This is a genomic window from Nocardia sp. CDC153, assembly GCF_035818515.1.
Taxonomy (GTDB): Bacteria; Actinomycetota; Actinomycetes; order Mycobacteriales; family Mycobacteriaceae; genus Nocardia.
The window spans coordinates 162,606-182,303 of record NZ_JAYKYU010000002.1 but is presented as its reverse complement, the minus strand read 5'-3'; the positions used below and the strand labels follow the sequence as shown (position 1 = coordinate 182,303).

General features: G+C 68.1%; 17 protein-coding genes. 6 read left to right on the top strand and 11 right to left on the bottom strand.

Annotated features, from left to right (window positions below; translation table 11 throughout):
• Nucleotides 1-51: 51 nt before the first annotated feature.
• Entirely contained in the window at nucleotides 52-1,017 is a 966-nt protein-coding gene (locus VMT65_RS08980) for a terpene synthase family protein (RefSeq protein ID WP_326307593.1), read from the bottom strand.
• Nucleotides 1,018-1,279: 262 nt separating this feature from the next.
• On the opposite strand from VMT65_RS08980, the gene VMT65_RS08975 reads away from it, so the two are divergent.
• The 3 genes from VMT65_RS08975 to VMT65_RS08965 all read left to right on the top strand — a co-directional run bounded on the left by VMT65_RS08975 (nucleotide 1,280) and on the right by VMT65_RS08965 (nucleotide 4,734).
• Nucleotides 1,280-2,848, top strand: a complete 1,569-nt coding sequence (locus tag VMT65_RS08975; protein ID WP_326307592.1) for a hypothetical protein — start codon at nucleotides 1,280-1,282, stop codon at nucleotides 2,846-2,848.
• Nucleotides 2,849-2,937: 89 nt separating this feature from the next.
• On the top strand, nucleotides 2,938-3,918 hold the full coding sequence (locus VMT65_RS08970) for an AraC family transcriptional regulator (RefSeq protein WP_326307591.1): 981 nt from the start codon (nucleotides 2,938-2,940) through the stop codon (nucleotides 3,916-3,918).
• Nucleotides 3,919-3,927: 9 nt separating this feature from the next.
• Nucleotides 3,928-4,734, top strand: a complete 807-nt coding sequence (locus VMT65_RS08965) for a 2-phosphosulfolactate phosphatase (RefSeq protein WP_326307590.1) — start codon at nucleotides 3,928-3,930, stop codon at nucleotides 4,732-4,734.
• Here VMT65_RS08965 and VMT65_RS08960 read toward each other — a convergent pair.
• Together VMT65_RS08960 and VMT65_RS08955 are read right to left on the bottom strand one after the other, a co-directional pair.
• Nucleotides 4,715-4,867 carry a hypothetical protein gene (locus VMT65_RS08960; RefSeq protein ID WP_326307589.1) on the bottom strand — a complete coding sequence of 51 codons (153 nt, stop codon included), beginning with the start codon at nucleotides 4,865-4,867 and terminating at the stop codon, nucleotides 4,715-4,717. The genes VMT65_RS08965 and VMT65_RS08960 overlap by 20 nt on opposite strands.
• Before the next feature lie 110 nt (nucleotides 4,868-4,977).
• On the bottom strand, nucleotides 4,978-5,820 hold the full coding sequence (locus VMT65_RS08955) for a DMT family transporter (protein WP_326307588.1): 843 nt from the start codon (nucleotides 5,818-5,820) through the stop codon (nucleotides 4,978-4,980).
• Between the two features lie 304 nt (nucleotides 5,821-6,124).
• Between VMT65_RS08955 and VMT65_RS08950 the strand changes: the two genes are divergently transcribed.
• Together VMT65_RS08950 and VMT65_RS08945 are read left to right on the top strand one after the other, a co-directional pair.
• On the top strand, nucleotides 6,125-7,084 hold the full coding sequence (locus VMT65_RS08950; RefSeq protein WP_326307587.1) for a LysR family transcriptional regulator: 960 nt from the start codon (nucleotides 6,125-6,127) through the stop codon (nucleotides 7,082-7,084).
• A 101-nt stretch (nucleotides 7,085-7,185) separates the two neighbouring features.
• The gene (locus tag VMT65_RS08945) at nucleotides 7,186-8,313 is read left to right on the top strand and encodes a PLP-dependent cysteine synthase family protein (protein WP_326307586.1); all 1,128 of its coding nucleotides are present in this window, start codon (nucleotides 7,186-7,188) and stop codon (nucleotides 8,311-8,313) included.
• A 19-nt stretch (nucleotides 8,314-8,332) separates the two neighbouring features.
• Here the strand turns inward: VMT65_RS08945 and VMT65_RS08940 are convergent, their stop codons facing one another.
• The 5 genes from VMT65_RS08940 to VMT65_RS08920 all read right to left on the bottom strand — a co-directional run bounded on the left by VMT65_RS08940 (nucleotide 8,333) and on the right by VMT65_RS08920 (nucleotide 11,918).
• The gene (locus VMT65_RS08940) at nucleotides 8,333-8,815 is read right to left on the bottom strand and encodes an SRPBCC family protein (protein ID WP_326307585.1); all 483 of its coding nucleotides are present in this window, start codon (nucleotides 8,813-8,815) and stop codon (nucleotides 8,333-8,335) included.
• Complete coding sequence (locus VMT65_RS08935; protein WP_326307584.1) at nucleotides 8,812-9,138, bottom strand: ArsR/SmtB family transcription factor; 327 nt, start codon at nucleotides 9,136-9,138, stop codon at nucleotides 8,812-8,814. Before VMT65_RS08935 ends, VMT65_RS08940 begins: the two co-directional genes overlap by 4 nt.
• Nucleotides 9,139-9,435: 297 nt before the next feature.
• Entirely contained in the window at nucleotides 9,436-11,175 is a 1,740-nt protein-coding gene (locus VMT65_RS08930) for a sensor histidine kinase (RefSeq protein WP_326307583.1), read from the bottom strand.
• Nucleotides 11,176-11,305: 130 nt separating this feature from the next.
• Entirely contained in the window at nucleotides 11,306-11,707 is a 402-nt protein-coding gene (locus VMT65_RS08925; RefSeq protein ID WP_326307582.1) for a nuclear transport factor 2 family protein, read from the bottom strand.
• Between the two features lie 46 nt (nucleotides 11,708-11,753).
• The gene (locus VMT65_RS08920; RefSeq protein WP_326307581.1) at nucleotides 11,754-11,918 is read right to left on the bottom strand and encodes a hypothetical protein; all 165 of its coding nucleotides are present in this window, start codon (nucleotides 11,916-11,918) and stop codon (nucleotides 11,754-11,756) included.
• 263 nt (nucleotides 11,919-12,181) lie between these two features.
• Here VMT65_RS08920 and VMT65_RS08915 point away from each other — a divergent pair, with 263 nt between their 5' ends.
• Entirely contained in the window at nucleotides 12,182-12,511 is a 330-nt protein-coding gene (locus VMT65_RS08915) for a hypothetical protein (RefSeq protein WP_326307580.1), read from the top strand.
• Between the two features lie 36 nt (nucleotides 12,512-12,547).
• Here VMT65_RS08915 and VMT65_RS08910 read toward each other — a convergent pair whose 3' ends face one another.
• The 3 genes from VMT65_RS08910 to VMT65_RS08900 form a co-directional block, all read right to left on the bottom strand.
• Nucleotides 12,548-14,179, bottom strand: a complete 1,632-nt coding sequence (locus tag VMT65_RS08910; protein ID WP_326307579.1) for a DEAD/DEAH box helicase — start codon at nucleotides 14,177-14,179, stop codon at nucleotides 12,548-12,550.
• A 223-nt stretch (nucleotides 14,180-14,402) separates the two neighbouring features.
• Nucleotides 14,403-15,758 carry a M1 family metallopeptidase gene (locus tag VMT65_RS08905; RefSeq protein WP_326307578.1) on the bottom strand — a complete coding sequence of 452 codons (1,356 nt, stop codon included), beginning with the start codon at nucleotides 15,756-15,758 and terminating at the stop codon, nucleotides 14,403-14,405.
• Nucleotides 15,758-19,660, bottom strand: coding sequence for a Pls/PosA family non-ribosomal peptide synthetase (locus VMT65_RS08900; RefSeq protein WP_326309129.1), 3,903 nt, complete (start codon nucleotides 19,658-19,660; stop codon nucleotides 15,758-15,760). The genes VMT65_RS08905 and VMT65_RS08900 overlap by 1 nt, the downstream gene beginning before the upstream one ends.
• Between the last annotated feature and the right edge of the window lie 38 nt (nucleotides 19,661-19,698).

Genomic DNA, 19,698 nt, shown 5'->3' with positions numbered 1-19,698 from the left:
CGCGGGGTCGGCTACCTGGTCCGCGAATCCGTGTGGCGGGCCGCGCCGGTCTCAGACTCGATCGAGAAATCCGTTGCCGTAGTCGATGTTCCGGGTTTCGCGCAGCTCGTCGTCCGGGGTGAAGCGGACGGTGTCCGTGCGGTCCCAGAGTTCCATTCCGGCGATGGCGGATTGACAATCGCGAATGCAGCGACGGACACCGTTGCGAATTCTCGGCGGCAAGTGCAGCGCATCCATTTCGGCGGTTATGGATTGCGCGGCCCGTTGGCAATCGGTCACCCGGGCATCGATGAGACGCCGGATTTCCACGACCGACCGAGACAGATCCATACCGCGATGGTCGTGCAGTGTGGTCACCATATTGATGGTGTCCTCGGCATCGGTTTCGATGGCCAATGAGTGTAAGTCATTGGTCCAGCACATAATATCGGCGGTGGTGGCGATGATCTCCTGATAGGCGGGCCCATAATAGAGGGCGTCGGGAAGCTCGATGTGCTCGATGATTTCCGCCAGATCGACGGTCGGCAATACCGTGCACGCGTCGCGTCGCAATCGTGGATATTCCTCCGGACTCGGGGACCGGAGCGCCTGCCGGAATGCGTTCTCCCGGGCATGTCCGATCAGCCACAATTCCAGGTTCAAAGCGAATCTGCGTTGCCACACTTCGGAATTGCGTGGGAAGGTTCGGGTGCACAGATTGGACAGAGCTGCGATGACGGGTGGTACCGGACCGGTCGCCCCGCGATCGTGCACCACCCGCAGCGCCGCGTGGCGCAGTCGGTCGTACTCGTCGAGGCGGCCGGTGGTGATGGCCAGATTCTGCAGATCATCGAAGATGAAGAATACGGTGATCCATTCGGCCACGAGCAGCATGTCGGCGAAAGACGCGGTGGGGCACCAATAGGCGGAGAAGCGCGCGTATCCGAGCTTGTCGAAACGCCGTGCCGCGTCATCGTCGGCCAGTAATCCGAAACGCATTGCCCAGGTCTGAACTCTTTCCTGTGCTCGATCGCTCATGGAATGTTTTTGCGGCGGGAACGGAAGTGGGATCTCCAGGTGCCGCAATTCGTGTTCGTTCATAGGACACACTCGGGTTCACTCGGCCGGAGGCGGGATCCCTCCGTCGCCAGCGTAACCGACATTTCGGGCGAATAGCGGTGGATTCGCAAGATCTGCAGGGCTGCAATCGGTTTGGCTTTCCGTGGAGACGGGTTCGCGATGGTCGCGCGGGTATCGTGGAGGAGTTCCCGTCCCCGTCCGCAACCCCGTGCGAGCATCCGTGAACGAGGAATCCATCGGCGCGATCCGCAAGCGCGCACTGATGTCGTTGTGGCAGTTGATCAGGCTCGTCGACGAGGACGCCGACGGCATGATCACCGGGTCGCCGTATGCCACGGCGGTGGTGGTCGACCGGCTCCAGCAAACACCTCGGCTACTGCCGGATTCGCTGGCGCGGCTGGGCCTGAATGCCTTGGCGCGCACGCGGAATGGGGATGGCAGCTGGGGGAGTCCGCACGCGCCGACGGGGTACCGGACGGTGTCGACGCTGGCGGTGGTGTCGATGTTGCTGGCGTTGCCGTCGGACGCGCCGGTCGATCGGGGGTGGGTGCGAGAGGCGGTGCGGGACGGGTGTGAGTTCCTCCTCGCCGATCCGGAATCACTTGCGCCAGACCGACTGCCCAGTCTGGAGTCGATCGACTGCACGGTTCCGATTCTCCTGGATCGGGTTGCCGAACGGCTCGGGTACGAGGGCGGTCGGTATGCGATTGCACTGGACCGCGCCCGAACGGCACAGCGGGCCAAGACCGATCGCTGCGCGGTAATGCGGACGCGAGCGGCCGAGGGCGATCGCGACGCGTGGCGCGAGTACCCGCTGGAGTTGCTCGCGACCGCGCCTCGCGGCTGGAACGCCGAGGATTCGCTGAGCGGCGGTGCGGTCGCGTGCTCACCGGCCTTGACCGCCAGCGCGGTCCGCTGGCACGGATCCGAAATGCGCGGTGCCGAACGCTATCTGCGGCGCGAGGGGGTGCGCCACCAAGGGCTGTGGCCCGCCCTCGCGCCGGCCACGAACTTCGAACGGGCCATGGCGGCGGCGCTTTTCGCGCGATTGGGCTTCCCGCTGCCGCCCGGGTTCACCGCGTCGTTGAGCGCGTCCCTGCGTGCCGCGCTCGGCGCCGACGGCATGGCCTTCGCGCCGGGTCTGCCGCCGGACCTGAACTCCTCCGCGCTCGCGGTCTTCGTCCTGAACTCGTGGGACGACGGCGTGAATCCCGGGTGCCTGACGGCCTTTCCCGCGACCGCGGCACCGATGGCGACCGCGCACCTGCTCGAGGCGCTGACCACCGTCTCCCCGCGTCGGACCGGCCCCTTCCGCGGCCGCGAAGCGGCGGCCCTGCACGCACTCGTCGAAACCCAACACCCGGACGGCTATTGGAGCGACAGGTCGGTCGCCTCGCCCGTCCTGCCCACCGCCGCCGCGGCCATGGCCCTGTCCCGCGCGATCGAAGCCGAGTTCTCCGCCGATGCGCTGCTGGCGGTTTCGCGCGCCGTCGCCTGGCTGCTCGCGACTCAGCGACCGAACGGTTCGTGGGGCGTCTGGCATTCGACGACCGAGGAGACCGCCTGTGCGGTCCATGCGCTGGGCAGTTGTACGAGTCCCATGATCGAGCGCTTCGTGGCCACCGCGTTACGGCGTGCTCACATTTTTCTTGTCGATTCCCTCGACAGTGCGGTAACCGATTCTGTGCGAACCCCATTGTGGCACTACAAAGATCTCGGTTCGCCGCTTCGAATCGAGCGTCTCTATACATTGACAGCACTCTTGATGAGCGGTTCGCCCGTTCCGTGAGGTCACCGTCGTGGCCTTCACCAACAACCGAATACGGAACTCGTTCGAAACGTGGTTGCTGAGCGATATGTGGTGGGAAGATTACCGGCGTGGAGCAAGCCGTTTTCGGCGCTGTCGAGATCTCATCGTCCTCGACCCTTTCGCCACGTCAGGCGTTCGAGCAGTGGGAAGCCTTGATGTCGGATGCGGTCGCCCCGACGGTGATCGAACCATTGCGCCAAGGTCACTGGCATGGACAAATCACCACGACCCAATTCGACGGATTCGCCGTCTCGCGCATGCAGGCCAGTGCGCAACGGGCATTGCGGACGAAAAGGATGGTGGCGCAGTCCACCGGTGAGTTCATCCTGGTGAATATCGTCCTGGAAGGGACGAATTGGACCGAGCAGGGCGGGCAGGTGGCCGAATGCAAGCCCGGCACCATCTCGTTCTTCGACAGCGGCCTACCGCTGGAGAGCCGCACCACCGACAATTGCCTGTCCACGCTGGTCCGCGCGCCACTACAACTGGTGATGGAACATTCCGGCCTCACCCGCGAGCAACTGCCCACGGCCACCGCCGTTCCTGCCGTCGGCGCGCTCGGGGTGGTCACCAGTTTCTTCCGCGGCCTGGCCGAACTCCCGCCCGACGACATCAGCCAGGCGGTCTCGGTCTTCGGCACCGACGCCGCGGGCATGATGGCCTCGGCGCTGCTGCTGGCGACGGGCGAAACCTCACCCGCGCCCTCGGACTCGCTCTACACCCGCCAGCAGGTATTGGCCTACATCCGCAAGAACTTCACCAATCCGGACCTGACGGTCGACGAGATCGCCCACGCCTGCCTGATCTCCCGCCGCACCCTCTACCGGGTCTGTGAAGGGTTCGGCGAGCCTGGCGCGATCGTCCGCCGCACCCGCATCGCCCACGCCCGCCGCCTCATCCGAGCCGACCCCTCCCGCTCGTTGGCCGCGGTGGCCGCGGCCTCCGGCTTCTCCACCGACCGCCACTTCTACCGAGCCTTCCGCGAGGAAACCGGCCTCACCCCCGGCCAGTTCCGTGATCAACTCGGCGCCCGGAGCCGCGGGCGGTAATCTCTGGCGATGGCCGCGAAGGGAGTTCGCGGAGAGGGGGATTGGGTCGTGGAGCTGCCCGCGTGGTCGCAACAGGACGGAACCGGGGTGCGGTTCGAGTGGGGGATCACCGGGGCGCGGGCGCTCGGGCCGGGGTGCGCGGCGATCGTGGTCGTCGACGTGCTGTCGTTCACCACCTCGGTGTCGGTCGCCATCGACGCTGGGACGCGGGTGTATCCCTACACGTTCCGGGACCGGACGGCAGCGGATTTCGCGGCCGCGCACGATGCCCGGCTGGCCGTCGGCCGCCGCGCGATGTCGGCCGAACAGCCGTGGTCACTGTCCCCGGCGGCGCTGCGCCGCGCACCCGCTCCGGAGCGGCTGGTCTTGCCTTCACCGAACGGTTCGGCCATTTCGGCTGCCGTCGACGGTGTTCCGGTGATCGCGGCGTGTCTGCGGAACGCCGCGGTGGTCGGGGACTGGATCGCGAAGCAAGGGTGGGGCACCGTGGACCAGCCGATCGGTGTCATCGCCGCGGGCGAGCACTGGCCCGGGCGCGATGTACTGCGGCCCGCGATCGAAGACCTGGTGGGTGCCGGAGCCGTCATCGCGGCACTCGCCGACCACGGCGTCGGGACGCTGTCGTCGGAGGCGATCATCGCCCGCAACACCTACACCGGCATCGCCGATGTGCCCGGCTTGATCACCGACTGCGCCTCCGGACGGGAACTGGCGGCCATCGGATTCGGCGAAGACGTCGCCACTGCGATCGAAATCGATAGCAGCGCAACGGTTCCTGTCCTGCGCGACGGGAGCTTCAGCGACGCATCGGCGTAGCCGCCCCGGAACGGTGTCTGCCGGGCGCCGAGCCGGTCGTGCGCCCGGCCGGGCGAATCATCCGCGCGAACAGCAGGGCCGCGGGCAGGGAGAGTAAGACCCACACGATGAGGATTGCTACGAGAGCGTTCATTGTGCGACTTCCTTTCAGCAAGACTCATCCCATCACGGCTACGATCCAGCAAAAAGAGGAATTGGTCCTCTAAAACCCTTGCCGGTCCGATAATTCGGACACCCATTTGCTCAGGCCAGGTACATCAGCGCGATTCCGGCGGTCACGGCGCAGGTGGCGACGATGCGGGGTGCGCCGAAACTCTCCTTGAACCAGAGGGTTCCGATCAGCGCGCCCACGATGATGCTGGACTCGCGTAGCGCGGCGACGTCGGCGAGATCGGCTCGGGTCTGAGCCCACAGGATGATGCCGTAGGCCAGGACGCTGCACAGGCCGCCGGTGAGGCCGAGGAGCCAGAACGGGCGCAGGTCGGTCGCCAGTCCGCGACGGCGTTGGGCCAGCGCGGCGAGTGGAACACCGAATTCGCCCAAGACCATCAGCCAGCCGATGTAGCCGAGTGTGCTGTGGGACAGGCGAACTCCGACACCGTCGACGGTGGTGTAGGAGGCGATCATCAGGCCGGTGGCGAGGGCGGCGTAGATCGCGGTGGGCCGCGCCGGGTGGGCGCGGTAGCCCCAGCCGACCAGACAGGCCAGGCCGGTCGAGATCAGCAGAACGCCGGAAATCTGTCCCGCGCTGGGCAATTCGCCCAGGAACACCGCCGCCGCCAGGGTGACCACCAGCGGTGAGGTGCCGCGGGCGAGCGGGTAGGTTTGGCTCAGGTCGCCGAGCCGGTAGGACGCCATCAGCAAACCGTTGTAGGCCAGGTGCAGGGCGGCGGATGCGCCGAGGAAGACCCAGCTGCGCGGATCCGGGATCGGAGCCAGGCAGACCAGCGGAATGCCGCCGATCATGCTGCCGAGGTTCACCAGGGTGAAGGCGACGGTCTTGTCGGGGATCTTGTGCGCGATGGCATTCCAGCTCGCGTGCAGCACGGCCGCGAAAAGTGTTCCCACCAGGACGATTACGGGCATGTGCCTCGGGCTCTCGGTCGGCCGCACCGTCACCGGCGCAGGCGGAAGGGAGTCCTCCAGGCTTTTGTCCCTTTAGATGTCGGCGATTCCGGCAGAAACACCGAGGCGCAGCTCGGACCAGTCCGCACTCGCCTGATTGTGGTGTCGTGCTGGCGGCGGTGCGCGGAACCCTATACGCGATCGACATCCAACCTAGCAGGGGTGCGCGGCTCGTGCGGCCCGCGAGATGCTTGCCGGTCCCGCACCGAGCGTTTGCCGCCGCGCTGATCCGGGCCGCTGAACTGGGACGTTTAGGATGGTCGGCATGCTGGAGGTCAGACAGCTGAAGATTTTCCAGGCGGTCGCGCGGACCGGTTCGTACTCCGCGGCGGCCCGGCATCTCGGCTATACGCAGCCAGCGATCAGTCAGCAGGTCAAGGCCATGGAGCGTCAGCTCGGCACCGCGCTGGTGACGCGGTCGGGGCATCAACTCCAGCTCACCGAGGCCGGTGAGGCGCTGCGTCGGCATGCCGCCACGGTGCTCGGCAGTCTCGACGCCGCCGAGGCCGAGATCCGCGCGCTGACCGAATTGAAGGCGGGCACGGTGCGGTTGGCCGCCTTTCCGAGCGCGATGTCGACGCTGGTGCCCAAGACCATTGCCCGGGTCCGCGCCGCCGAACCCGAGCTGCGGATCGCGCTGGTGGAGGCCGAACCGCCGGAGGCCGTGGCCATGCTGCGGGCGGGCGAGTGCGAGATCGCGCTCCTGTTCGACTATCCCGAGGGCGGGGTGCCGGACTCCGAAAGCTCTTGTGACGCGGCCAGTCCCGATCTGTCGGAGCTGAGTGTGCGGCCGCTGTTCACCGACCGGCTGCGCGTGTTGCTGCCGCTGGGGCACGAGCTGGCGGGCGGGTATCGGATGAGTCCGCTCCAGCTGTCGGAGCTGGCTCACGAGAAGTGGATCGCCGGGTGTCCGCAATGCCGCGGCTACCTCATCGACGCGTGCGGGGAGGCCGGATTCCACCCGGACATCTCCTTCGCCACGGAGAATCTCGGTGCCGTCGTCGGTCTGGTGGCCGAGGGGTTGGGTGTCGCGCTGGCCACCGAACTCGCCATCGCCGGTATCCCGGCCGTGGGCGCGGTGCGGTCGGTGGCGGTGGAACCCGCGATGCAGCGGCGCATTCTCGCGGTCACCCTGCCCAAATTGGAGAAGGTGCCCGCGGTGCGCGCGGTCATCGAGGAGTTGCAGGCGACCGTGCCGCTCGTCGAGACGGCCGTCACAGGGTAGACCCGGCCATTATCGGGAGTTTCACCCCCTATTACGAACGCTTAGAATTTGTCGGCCCAGGTCGGTCCCACTAAACCCGGTCCTCGACTAGCGTCGGGGGCATGGCACTGGCAACCGGATCGCAAACGCTCGTCGACGAGAGCGACATCAATCGCTACGACCCCGAATACCGCGCCTGGCTGCGCGAGGCCGTGCGCAAGGTCCAGGCCGACGGCAACCGCTCCGCCGACACCCATCTGCTGACCATCCCGCTGCCCGCCGACTGGGGCATCGACCTCTACCTCAAGGACGAATCCACCCATCCCACCGGCAGTTTGAAGCACCGGCTGGCGCGCTCGCTGTTCCTCTACGCGCTGTGCAACGGCTGGCTGCGGCCCGGCCGCCCGGTGATCGAGGCGTCGAGCGGGTCGACCGCGGTGTCGGAGGCCTACTTCGCCAAGCTGATCGGCGTGCCGTTCATTGCCGTCATGGCGCGCTCCACCGTCAAGTCCAAGGTCGAACTCATCGAATTCCACGGTGGCACTTGCCATCTGGTCGACGATCCATGCGAGGTGTACGAGGTCTCGGCGCGGCTCGCCGAGGAGACCGGCGGGCACTACATGGACCAGTTCACCTACGCCGAACGCGCCACCGACTGGCGGGGCAACAACAATATCGCCGAATCGATCTTCCGCCAGCTCGAACAGGAACGCTTCCCGGAACCGAGCTGGATCGTCGCCACCGCGGGCACCGGCGGCACCTCGGCCACCCTGGCCCGCTACGTCCACTACACCCAGCGCGCCACCGGCATCTGCGTGGCCGACCCGGAGAACTCGGCCTTCCTCGAGGGCTGGCGCACCCTGGACCGAAACATCACCTCCGACAAGGGTTCCCGCATCGAGGGCATCGGCCGCCAGCGCGTGGAACCCAGCTTCGTCCCGCACGCCGTCGACCGCATGATGCGCGTCCCCGACGCCGCCAGCGTCGCCACCATCCACCTCCTCCAACGCCTCCTCGGCCGCCGCTGCGGCGCCTCCACCGGCACCGGCGTCTGGGCCTCGTTCCACGTCATCGCCGAAATGCTCGCCCGGGGCGAAAAGGGCAGCGTCGTAACCCTTCTCTGCGACCCGGGCGAACGCTATCTCGACAAGTACTACAGCGACACCTGGCTCACCGAACAGGGCATCGATCCCGAGCCCTACACCCAGCGCCTGGAGCGCTTCCTCCAGACCGGTGACCTGTCCGCCTGATCCACGTCCTGCCGTTCGATCAAGACTGTGCCGCAGCGGTTTTGGCGAAAAGCTCGAGCAGTGTGCTCCAGCCGCCGCCCTGGATGGCGATGGCGTCGTGAATGGCCTGCCCGTCGACCAGTCGATCGAGGTGGCGGTGTTCGAGTTCGACTCGGGTTTGTTCCGGGCCCTCGGGCACGAAGCGCACCTCGATCTCGCTGGCGTGGGCCGGATCGGGGTCGAACTGCCAGGAGCCGTTGATCTGCCAGGTCACCAGGAAGCGGTGCGGCGGCTCCCAGGCGAGTACGCGGCCCCAATCGCATTCGCTGCCATCGGCTCCGCGTTCGAACCAGCGGCCGCCGACCGATGGCTCGATGACGGCGTCGACCATGTCGGACTGTCCGATGTGGTAGTCGGCGGGCCACCAGCTGCCGAAGTTCTCGGTGAAGAACCGGAAGGCCCGCTCCTGTGGCAGGGCCACCGTCGCGGTGCCGTTGAGCGCGGGAATCGTGGGGGTGCTCATGATTGCTCCTGTTCGGGATCGGCCGCGTCGGCGGCCTTCTGAAAACTGGTCAGCGCGTCATCCCAGATCCGCTGGAAATACGCCTGAATCGCGGCCACACCCTCCGGATTGATCCGATAGATCCGGCGTGTGCCCTCCGCCGTGGCCACCACCAGCCCGCCATCCCTGAGCACCCGCAGGTGCTGCGACACCGCCTGCCGGGTAATCGGCAACCGCTCGGCCAACTCGCCCACCGAACACGGCCGCCGCGCCAGCAACTCGAAGATCGCCTTGCGGCTCGGATCCCCGAGAATGGTCAGGTCGACCTCTTTGAAAGCAGCCACGTACGTAAGTGTGCGCTTTCATAAACCGCCTGACAAGGCCTCGCCGGGGCCCGTCCGGGTGGGCGGTTCGGGTCGGTCGGTGGCCATCTGCCCGGGGCGCGGGGACTTTCGGCCGTGCTGCGAATGCGGTCTGTGAGGGGATGCTCTACGGCACCGATCGGAGTTCCTGAACATGTCGGCCGTCGGTCGCCCGAGCGGGAAGGAGGTGGTCGATCGATCGGACCCGATACGCGGTGACCCCGCCCCCGTCACGCACCCCCGAGACTTCAGAGTCCGCGTGCCGGGGGCTTTCGCTTGTCAGGGCAGCGGTACCGACCAGTGGACGCGGGTGCCACCGGATTCGCCCGGTTCGATGGTGAAGGTGCCGTTGCGGCGGCGTGCGCGGACCTCGAGATTGGCCAGACCGCTACGGCGGGAAGAGCTTTGGTCGAGGCCCGCGCCGTTGTCGTTCACATCGACGGTGACGTCGTCGGCGACGCTGAGGGCGATGGTGAGGGAATCGGCTCCGGCGTGGCGCACGACATTGCTGATCGCCTCGCGCAGGACCGCCTGCACATCGTCGGCCAGGGAGACCGGGATGACCGAGAGGGGACCGGAGACGTGAACCGTGGTGCGCAGCTTGGTTTCCGCGGTCATCTCGGCGACCAGATCGTGCAGACCCTGTTGCAGCGGGACCTGGCCGATGGCGGGGCCGTGCAGGTCGAAGATCGACTGGCGGATGTCCTGGACGATGGATTGCAGGTCATCGAGGCTCTGGTACAGGCGATCCCGGATCTCCGGGGACCGGATGCGCTGCGCCGTGCCCTGCACCGCCAGTCCGGTGGCGAACAAGCGCTGGATGACGCGGTCGTGCAGATTGCGGGCGATCCGGTCGCGTTCGGAGAGGACGTCGAGCTCGCGCATGCGGAATTGATTGTCGGCCAAGCGAAGAGCGAGCGCGGCCTGACCCGCGAAGACCGTCATCATGGCGATCGCGGACGCGTCGAAATCGGGTTCGCCGGGGGCGCGCAGCACGCCCAGCACACCGAGCATGGATTGGCGGGCGCGCAGGGGGAGTAGCAGCACCGGGCCGAACTCCGTGTGCAATTCCGGGAATGGGTTGTGCGCCAAGCCCTCCGTGACCAGACACTCCGCGCTGCGAAAGACGCTGCCGGTGTGGGAGCCCTCGATGGGTATGCGGCGCGACAGCATGGCCGCGGCGGGCACGCCCGCGCCCGCCGACACGATCAGCTCGGTCACCGCGTCATCGGAGAGCTCCAGGTCCTCGGGGAGGGCCACGAAGGTACACACCGAATCGGTCAGCGCGAGTGCGCGATCGGCGATGAGCTCGATCACCTCGGCCGGATCGCCGCCGCCCAGCAGTTCGGTGGCCACATCGCGAATGGACTCCAGCCACAGCTGCCGCAGCTGCGATTGCGCGTACAGCCGGGAATTCGCCACCGCGATGCCGGCCGCGGCCGCCAGTGCGCGCACCACCACCTCGTCGTCCTCGGTGAACTCCTGGCCATTGACCTTCTCGGTGAGGTACAGGCTGCCGAACACCTCGTCGCGCACCTTGACCGGAACACCCAGAAAACTGTGCATCGGCGGGTGGTGCGCCGGAAACCCGATCGAGGCGGGATGATTGGACAAATCCTTGAGCCGCAACGGTTTCGGCTGCTCGATGAGCAGACCCAGCACCCCGCACCCGTGCGGGAGTTCGCCGATCAGCACCCGCGTGCGATCGTCGATGCCCTCGTACACGAACTCCGACAGGTTGTCGCCGCTGCTGCGCGTCTCCCGCACCCCGAGCGCACCGTAACGGGCGTCCACCAACTCGATGGCGGTGTGCACGATGGTGCGCAGGGTCTCGTCGAGATCCAGGCCCGAGGTGATGACCAGCATGGCGTCGATGAGCCGATCCATCCGATCGTGAACATCCACCACCTGCGCGATCCGGTCCTGCACCTCGGCCAGCAGTTCGCGCAGCCGCCACTGCGACAGTGCCTCCACCATCGGAGTCCTGTCGCCGAATCGCGGCACGGAGCCACCCGACATGCGGCAGATTCTCGCACCCCGGATCACGCGACAGACACCGAAGCGCAAACATGCCAGCGGGTTCGTGTCGGCGTTTGCCTGGCTCGGTGCCGGCCGGTGCGCAGCGTGAATCCGAGGCGGCGATGAAAGGCTAAGGGGTGAGCGGCTTTCGGCGGGGGAGGATGCGGCGGTGGGCGATGCGCCAGCCGGTGGGGGTGCGGAGGAGGGTGTCCTCGTAGGTGACGCTGGCGGTGGTGCCGTCGAGGTTCACGGCCAGGCCCTTGGAGCGGGCGGCGGCGGTGTCGTCGGTGGTGGGGGTGACGGTGATGTTGGTGACGTGGTGGGCGAGGGGGTTGGCGTCGCCGAGCTGGAGGGCGGCGTCGCGCAGGGCGTCGCGGCCGGTGAGGTGGCCCGCGTCGTAGGCGGTCATGTCGTAGACGATGTCGTCGGTGAAGACCTCGCCGAAGCGGTCGAATTCGCCGCTGTCGCTGAGATGGCCGTGGAGAGCGAGCAATTCGTGAATGGCCAGGCGGTCGGCTGTGGTGAACGGCATGGGTGCAGTCTCGCCCGGGGCGGGGTCCGGTGGCCAGTGGTTTATGTCAGTTCACGAGTTCGTGGGCTAGTGCCACGGCGGCCTTCATGTCCGGGGCGTATCCGACTCGCCAGTTGAGTCGGTCGATTGGTGTCACCGACACCTTGTATCGGTCTTCGAGATGCTCGAACTTGACGATGGCCCGCTCGTTGAGTGGTGCTTGAGCATTCATGACTCCCTCTCTTGACCCTGTGAAAGCGTCCGAGACGATTGAAGTAAATCCAAAACCACAAAGCGGGCAGCTGCTTGCTCTGGATTAACTGTAGAAAACTCAGCACTGCGTATATATGGGCAATTGTCCCATTCTTCGGCCGTGTCCCGCGCTCGGGCGTGCCGTTCGGGTTCCGGCGTGCCATGGGTGCTGCCAGCGAACTGCCAGGGCCGACGGGCAGTGTCGGCCGGGTTCGAACCCGATGACGAAACGAAGGGATTGGCATGACCGAGGCATTGCCCGCGGGCGCGGTGGTCCGCGTGGGACGCGCGAGCTTCGATCCGAGCGACTACGCGGAGTTCGAGGCGCTCATCAGGAAGCAGGCCGACTACCTGGTCCCGGCCATCAAGGAGTTGCCGGGGCTCATCCACTGGTTCACTGGAGTGTCGCCGGACGGCTCCACGGTCCAGATCAGTGTCTGGGATTCCGAGGAGCACGCCAAGCAGATGGACGAGCTGACCCTGATGGCCGTGGTCGCGCGCGGCGAGATGGAGGCGATCGGCGGCAAGTTCGAGCGCCCCATCATCAACTACCCGATGACCTGGACCATCTGAAACCGGACCGACCGCCCGGAGCTGCGAGCCGCCGGGTCAGCCGTTGCGGCGGCGGCGCGGACCGCCGCCCGCGCGGGAGAACCCGGCCAGGCCGCCGGTGCTTCCGGCCGGTGCCGCACCCCGACCGCCCTGCCGCGCCAAGCCCGACGTGGCGCGCTCGGTCTGCTGGCGACCGGCGGACTGACCGCGCGTACCGGGCTTGGTGAGACCCGGGTCCGCATCGCCGTGGGTGCTGTGCTTGTAGGACTCGGTGCCCTGGGCGGCACCGCGCTGACGACGAGCGCCGGGGCGTCCGCGGTCACCGCGCCGGTCATCGCTCTCGGCACGGTTGCCGCGCACAGGGTTTCGCTCTTCGCCGCGGTCGGACCCGCTGGCGCGTCGCGGGGAACGACCCGACCTCACGCCGCCGACCGCTATCCGGCCGGACTCGGAACGGGTCCGGCCCTCGGCGGCGGGCTTCGCGCGGCGGGTCGCGGTGGGCTCGGTGAGGGCCACCAGCGGGGCGACATCGCCGACCAACTGGGCGACGGCGGGGGAGTCGGGGGTGACCGACTGCGGGGTGACGGTGATTTTCGCCTTGCGCATCAGGGCGTGCATGTCGCTGCGCTGATCGGGGAGGACCAGGGTGATGACGTCACCGGCATTGCCCGCGCGGGCGGTGCGGCCGGAGCGGTGCAGGTAGGCCTTGTGCTCGGCGGGCGGGTCGACGTGCACGACCAGCTCGACGCCGTCGACGTGGACGCCGCGCGCCGCGACATCGGTGGCCACCAGGACCTTGGCCGCGCCGGAGGAGAAGGTGGCCAGGTTCCGGTCGCGGGCGGGCTGGGAGAGATTGCCGTGCAGATCGACGGCCGGAATCCCGGCCGTGGTGAGCTGCTTGGCCAGCTTGCGGGCCTGATGCTTGGTGCGGGTGAACAGGATTCGGCGCTCGGACCCGGAGGCGAGCCGGTGCACGACCGCCCGCTTGGCCTCGGCCGAGGACACCTCGAACACATGGTGGGTCATGGCGGCGACCGGCGAATTCGCCTCGTCGACCGAGTGTTTCACCGCATCCGGCAGGAAGCGCTTGACCAGTTTGTTCACGCCATTGTCGAGGGTGGCCGAGAACAGCAGTCGCTGACCGGATTCCGGCGTTGCGGCCAGGATGCGGGTGACCCCGGGCAGGAAGCCCAGATCGGCCATGTGGTCGGCCTCGTCGATAATGGTGATGCCGACCGCGTCGAGGCTGATCACGCCCTGCTTCATGAGGTCTTCGAGCCGCCCCGGGCAGGCGATGACGATATCCACGCCGCGCTTGAGCGCCTGCACCTGCCGATGCTGCGAGACACCGCCGAAGATGGTCGTCACCGACATCCGGTACGCGGCCGCGAGCGGTTCCATGGTCGCCGCGATCTGGGTGGCCAGCTCGCGGGTCGGCGCGAGCACCAGCCCGCGCGGGTGGTTGGCGGCGCTGCGCCCGCCCTGCGCGCCGAGCCGGTCGACCATGGGAATGGAGAACGCGAGGGTCTTGCCGCTGCCGGTCTTGCCGCGCCCGAGCACATCGCGCCCGGTCAGCGAGTCGGGCAGGGTGTCGGCCTGGATGGGGAAGGGTGCGGTGATACCGGCGGCGGTGAGGGCGCGCACCAGCGGTTCGCGCACACCGAGATCGGCAAAAGAGGTGGAACTCATTGGGTAACAGTGCCTTTCGGGCATCGGGGGTGCCCGAGCCGTCTGCGGAGCTGAACTCCGCGCCGGGGGCACAGGGTGGCGAGATTGCGGTTGCGCAAAATCGATCGCCGTAAGGAAAGCCTGGGGTCGCGCAGCCTGGATGGTGCATGCGAGCGGTGAGCGAACTACGACGCTTGATGTGGCCGTGCCACATCCATGATCAACTTTCTGATTCGCCGAAAGTCTACCCGGTCGAGGTTTGCGCCCCGTACGCGGGGAGGGGTGGCAGGGTGGGCAACGGCCGCGCGTAGAGCCAGGCGTCCCAGAGTTGATGCAGCGGCACCGGGTTGTAATGCCCGGCCAGATCGGTGAATTCGGCCGTCGAGATGGACGAATGGCGATACCGGGCGGTCCAGGCGCGGAGCAGGTCGAAGAAGGCGGCCTCGCCGATCGTGAGGCGCAGCGCGTGCAGGGTGAGCGCGCCCCGCTTGTACACCCGATCGTCGAACATGAGCTCGGGCCCGGGATCGGCCAGCATGAGGTCCTGCGGCAGTCGCGAGAGGTTGCGGTGCGCGGTGCGCGCGAGCTGGTCGGCGCTGGGTCCGCCCGCGGCCTCGGACCAGATCCATTCCGCGTAACAGGCGAAGCCCTCGTGTAGCCAGATATCGCGCCACTGCCGAATGGTCAGGCTGTTGCCGAACCACTGATGGGCGAGCTCGTGCGCGACGAGTCGCTCCGAACCGCGCCGCCCGTCGCAGTGATTCGCGCCGAACACCGAAATGCCCTGGGCCTCGATGGGAATCTCGAGCTCGTCGTCGGTGACCACGACCGTGTACGCCTCGAACGGATACGGCCCGAACTTCTCGGTGAACACGGCCATCATCTGCGGCTGCCGCGCGAAGTCGTGCTCGAAGGCGGCGCGCACGCGTGGCGGCAGGATGGCCTGCATGGGCACCGTGCCGCGCGGCGCGTCGATGCGCTGTTTGCGGTACTGGCCGATCTGAATCGTGGCCAAGTACGTCGACATCGGTTCGGGCTGCTCGTATACCCAGGTGGTCTGGCTGGCCTTGGTCTGCTTGCGCATCAGGGTGCCGTTGGCCAGCGCGTAGTAGGGCGAGTCGGTGGTGATCGAAATCCGGTAGCTGGCCTTGGAACTGGGGTGGTCGTCGCAGGGGAACCAGGAGGCGGCACCGTTGGGCTGACTGGCCACCAGCACCCCGTCGGTGAGTTCTTCCCACCCGACCTCACCCCACGGCCCGCGCACGGGCTTCGGCGGTCCCGCGTAGTTCACGGTGAACACCAGCACCCCGCCCGCCGGGATCTTCTGCCGCGGCGTGATCACCAATTTGCCGCGCTGATGCGCGTATTTGGCGGGCTTGGTCCCATTGACCAACACCTTGGTGACCGCGAGCGATTGCGAAAGGTCCAGCGCGTACCGATCTCGCACACCGGTGGTCACCGTGGTGATCTCCGCGGTCCCCGCCAACCGGTTGCTGGACATCTTGTAGACCAGCTCCAGGTCATAGCGCGACACCCGGTATCCGCGATTTCCGTTCTGCGGCAGGTAATCGTCGATGGGTTCGTCGAGCCGGTCCGCCATCAGCGACCCCCGGCGGGCCACGGCGCGATGGGGTTGCCCCACCAGCGGGTCGAGGGCGGCACGCTGTCGCCACGCATGACCAGCGAGGCCGGTCCGATGGTGGCGCCCGCGCCGATCATGGAGGCGGGCAGGGCGACACAGTGCGGTCCGAGGGTCGCGCCCGCGCCGAGCGTGACGGTGTCCATGGCCATGATGCGGTCGTGGAACAGGTGCGTCTGGACGACGCAGCCGCGTTCCACCGTCGCGCCGTCACCGAGTGTCACCAGGTCAGCCTCCGGAAGCCAATAAGATTCGCACCATACCCCGCGCCCGATGGTCGCGCCGAGTCCGCGCAGCCAGAGGTTCAGGACGGGCGTACCCGTCGCGGCGCGCGCGAACCAGGGCGCGGCGACGTGTTCGACGAAGGTGTCGGCGACCTCGTTGCGCCAGACGAAGGAACTCCACAGCGGGTGCTCCTCGTTCCGAATCCGGCCCACCAGCAGCCATTTCGCAATGACCGAGGCGGCTCCGGCGACCGCGCCCGCCGCGATCAGGACCAGACCGCTGAGCAGGGCGGCGGGCAGGTGACCGAGCCGCTGGGCCAGCCAGGCGAGGGCGAAGAGCACTCCGAGGCCGATGGCGAAGGTCACGAAAACGGGGATGAGTCGGCAGGTTTCGACCACTGCCCGCGCGACTCGCAGACGCAGCGGCGGATCGAAGGTGCGTGCGGTGTCGCCGGATTCGGCGGCACGACGCAAACGGGTCGGCGGGCTGCCCAGCCACGACGAGCCCGCCTTGGCCTTGGACGGTGCCGCGGAAAGCACTGCGACCAAACCGTTCTTGGGCACGCGCCGCCCGGGCGCGGTCATGCCGGAGTTGCCGAGGAAGGCGCGCTTGCCGACCTTGGCCTCCCCGATGCGCAGCCAGCCGCCGCCCAATTCGTAACTGGCGACCATGGTGTCGTCGGCCAGGAACGCGCCGTCGGCGACGACGGTGAACTTGGGCAGCAGCAGGACGGTCGAGACCTCCACGCGCTTGCCGACTTTCGCGCCCAGCAGCCGCAGCCAGACCGGGGTGAGCAGGCTGGCGTAGAGCGGGAACAGGAAGGTGCGTGCGGAATCCAGCAGGCGCTCGGTGGCCCAGGCCTGCCATCCGGCGCGGCTGCGCACCGGGTGGTAGCCCTCGGTGAGTCCGATGCTCAGCAGGCGCACGGCCACGATGGTGACCGCCGCGTAGACGCCCAACACCAGCAGCAGGGCGACCGGCAGGATGGCGAAGGCGCGGCCGAAACCGGCTGTCAGCGTCTGGGTGTCGCGAATCCACCAGGCGATGAGCAGGCCGCCGACGGCCAGCGAGAGAATCGGGACGGCGGCCAACACCATGGAGGTGACGCCGAAGACGGCGATCCAGTGCGAGGCGCGTGCCGGGGTCTCGTCGGGCCAGCGGTGCTGTGCCTTGCCGACTTTCACCGCGGGCGAGCCCGCCCACTCCTGTTCGGCCTTGACCTTGCCGGAGACCGCCGAGCCGGGCGCGATCTCGGCATTGCGGCCGATCCTGGTGCCGGGCAGCAGCATCGAGCGCGCGCCCACGACCGCGCCGGGGCCGATCTGGATGGGGCCGATGTGGACGAGGTCGCCGTCGATCCAATAGCCGGACAGGTCCACCTCGGGTTCGACGCTGCATCCGTCGCCGAGTTCGAGCATGCCGGTGACCGGCGGCAGCGTGTGCAGGTCGACGCCGCGGCCGACGCGGGCGCCGAGTGCGCGGGCGAACGGCACCATCCACGGTGCGCCGGAGAGGTTCTCGGCCCCGCTGGCTTCGGAGAGTCGCACGGCGGTCCACAGCCGCAGGTGCACGTGGCCGCCGCGGGGGTAGCTGCCGGGTTCGACCGTGCTCAGCAGCAGGCGGGAACCGGCCACACAGAGCGCCATTCGGCCGGGCGGGGAGATGAACAGCAGGAAGGCCGCCAGGGTCCACCACCACGAGAGATGCGGCAGCCATGGCAGCGACCCGGACCAGGCGGCGATATTGCCGACGATGGCCAGCCAGGTGAGCCATTGCAGACCGGTTAGGGTGGTCAGCGGGATGGTGGCGAGCACCTGGAACAGTTGCGCGGGTAGGGGAACCGGGCGTACGTGCCGTTCCTCGACGGCCGCGATCGGCGCGGCGGCGTCGATGAACGCGGCCAGTGCGCCCAGGCGCGGATGGTCGTAGAGGTCGGCGACGGCGATGTGCGGCTGGCGTTCCCGCAGCGCGGCGACGAGCTGGGCCGCCGCGAGCGAGCCGCCGCCCAGGTCGAAGAAGTCGGCGTTCGGGTCGCTGACCTCCGCGCCGAGGATCGAATCCCACAGGCCCGCAACCCACTGCTCGGTCTCGGAGAGTCCGCTGTCGGCGGTGGCGGCGGTGGCCTTGGGCAGCGGCCACGGCAGGGCGTCGCGGTCGACCTTGCCGGAGGTGCGGGTCGGCATGTCGTCGACCACGGCCAGGCGGGGGACCAGCGGTGCCGGAAGCTGTTCGGCGAGAAGGTTTCTCGCCGCGGTGAGGTCGTAGCCGGGTTCGGGGCCGGTGAGGTAGCCCACCAGGATCTTGTTGCCCGCCTTGGTGGTCCGGATGGCGGCGGCCGCGCCCGTGACACCCGGCAGGTGCTGGAGCGCATTGTCGATCTCGCCGAGTTCGATGCGGCGGCCGCCCAGCTTGATCTGGTCGTCGGCGCGACCCAGGAAGACCAGACCCTCGCGGTCGTTGCGCACGAGATCGCCACTGCGATAGGCGCGTTCCCAGCCCACCGACGGCAGTGGCGCGTACTTCTCCGCATCCTTGGCCGGATCGAGGTAGCGGGCCAGGCCGACGCCGCCGATCACGAGTTCCCCGGATTCGCCCTCGCCCACCGGGTTTCCGGCCGCGTCGACGACGGTCAGATCCCAGCCGTCCAGGGGCAGGCCGATGCGAATCGGAAAACCGCCGTCCAGCAGCGCGGCACAGGCGACCACGGTGGCCTCGGTGGGCCCGTAGGTGTTCCATACTTCGCGCTCGGAATCCTGGTTGCCCGCAAGCCGTTCGGCCAGTTCCGGCGGCACCGCCTCACCGCCGAAGATGAGCAGCCGGACCGGTTCCAGGGCCTCGACGGGCCAGGTCGCCGCCAGTGTCGGGACGGTGGAGACAATGCTGATCTCCCGGCGTACCAGCCACGGGCCCAGATCCGCGCCGGTGCGGACCAGTGCGCGCGGCGCGGGCACCAGGCAGGCACCGTGCCGCCAGGCCAGCCACATCTCCTCGCAGGAGGCGTCGAAGGCGACCGAGAGTCCGGCGAGCACGCGGTCGCCGGGGCCGATGGGCGCGTCCTGGAGGAACAGGCGCGCCTCGGCGTCCACGAACGCGGCGGCGTTGCGATGGGTCACCGCAACGCCTTTCGGGGTTCCGGTGGAGCCGGAGGTGAAGATGATCCAGGCGTCGTCGGCCGGTGTCGGCTCGGCCGTCGTCGTCGCGTTGGTGGATTCGGTTGCCGCGCCGGTCGATTGGATGCCGTCCGCGGTGACGATGGCCGAGACCTTCGCCTCACCGAACACCAGCCGGGCCCGCTCGTCGGGGTCGTCGGCGTCCACCGGCACGTAGGCCGCTCCGGCGTGCAGCACCGCGAGAATCGTGATGTAGAGCCCGCGCGTGCCCGAGGGCATCCGCACGCCGACCCGGTCGCCCGCCCGCACCCCGGCCGCCTCCAGGCTCTCGACGACCAGCGCGATCTCCTCGCGCAGCTCGGCGTAGGTGAGTTCCTCCTCGCCATCGTCGATGGCGGGTGCGTCCGGGTGGGCCGCCGTCGTCGCGGCGAGAATGTCGACCAGGGTCCGGGCCGGGGGTGCGTACGCCGCCCGCAGCATGGGGTCGGCGGCGATCTCGGTCTCGGTCTGTGCCTGCGACTGCGGCATCACGTACGTGCCCACCTCTCGTGGAACCCTCCGGCGCT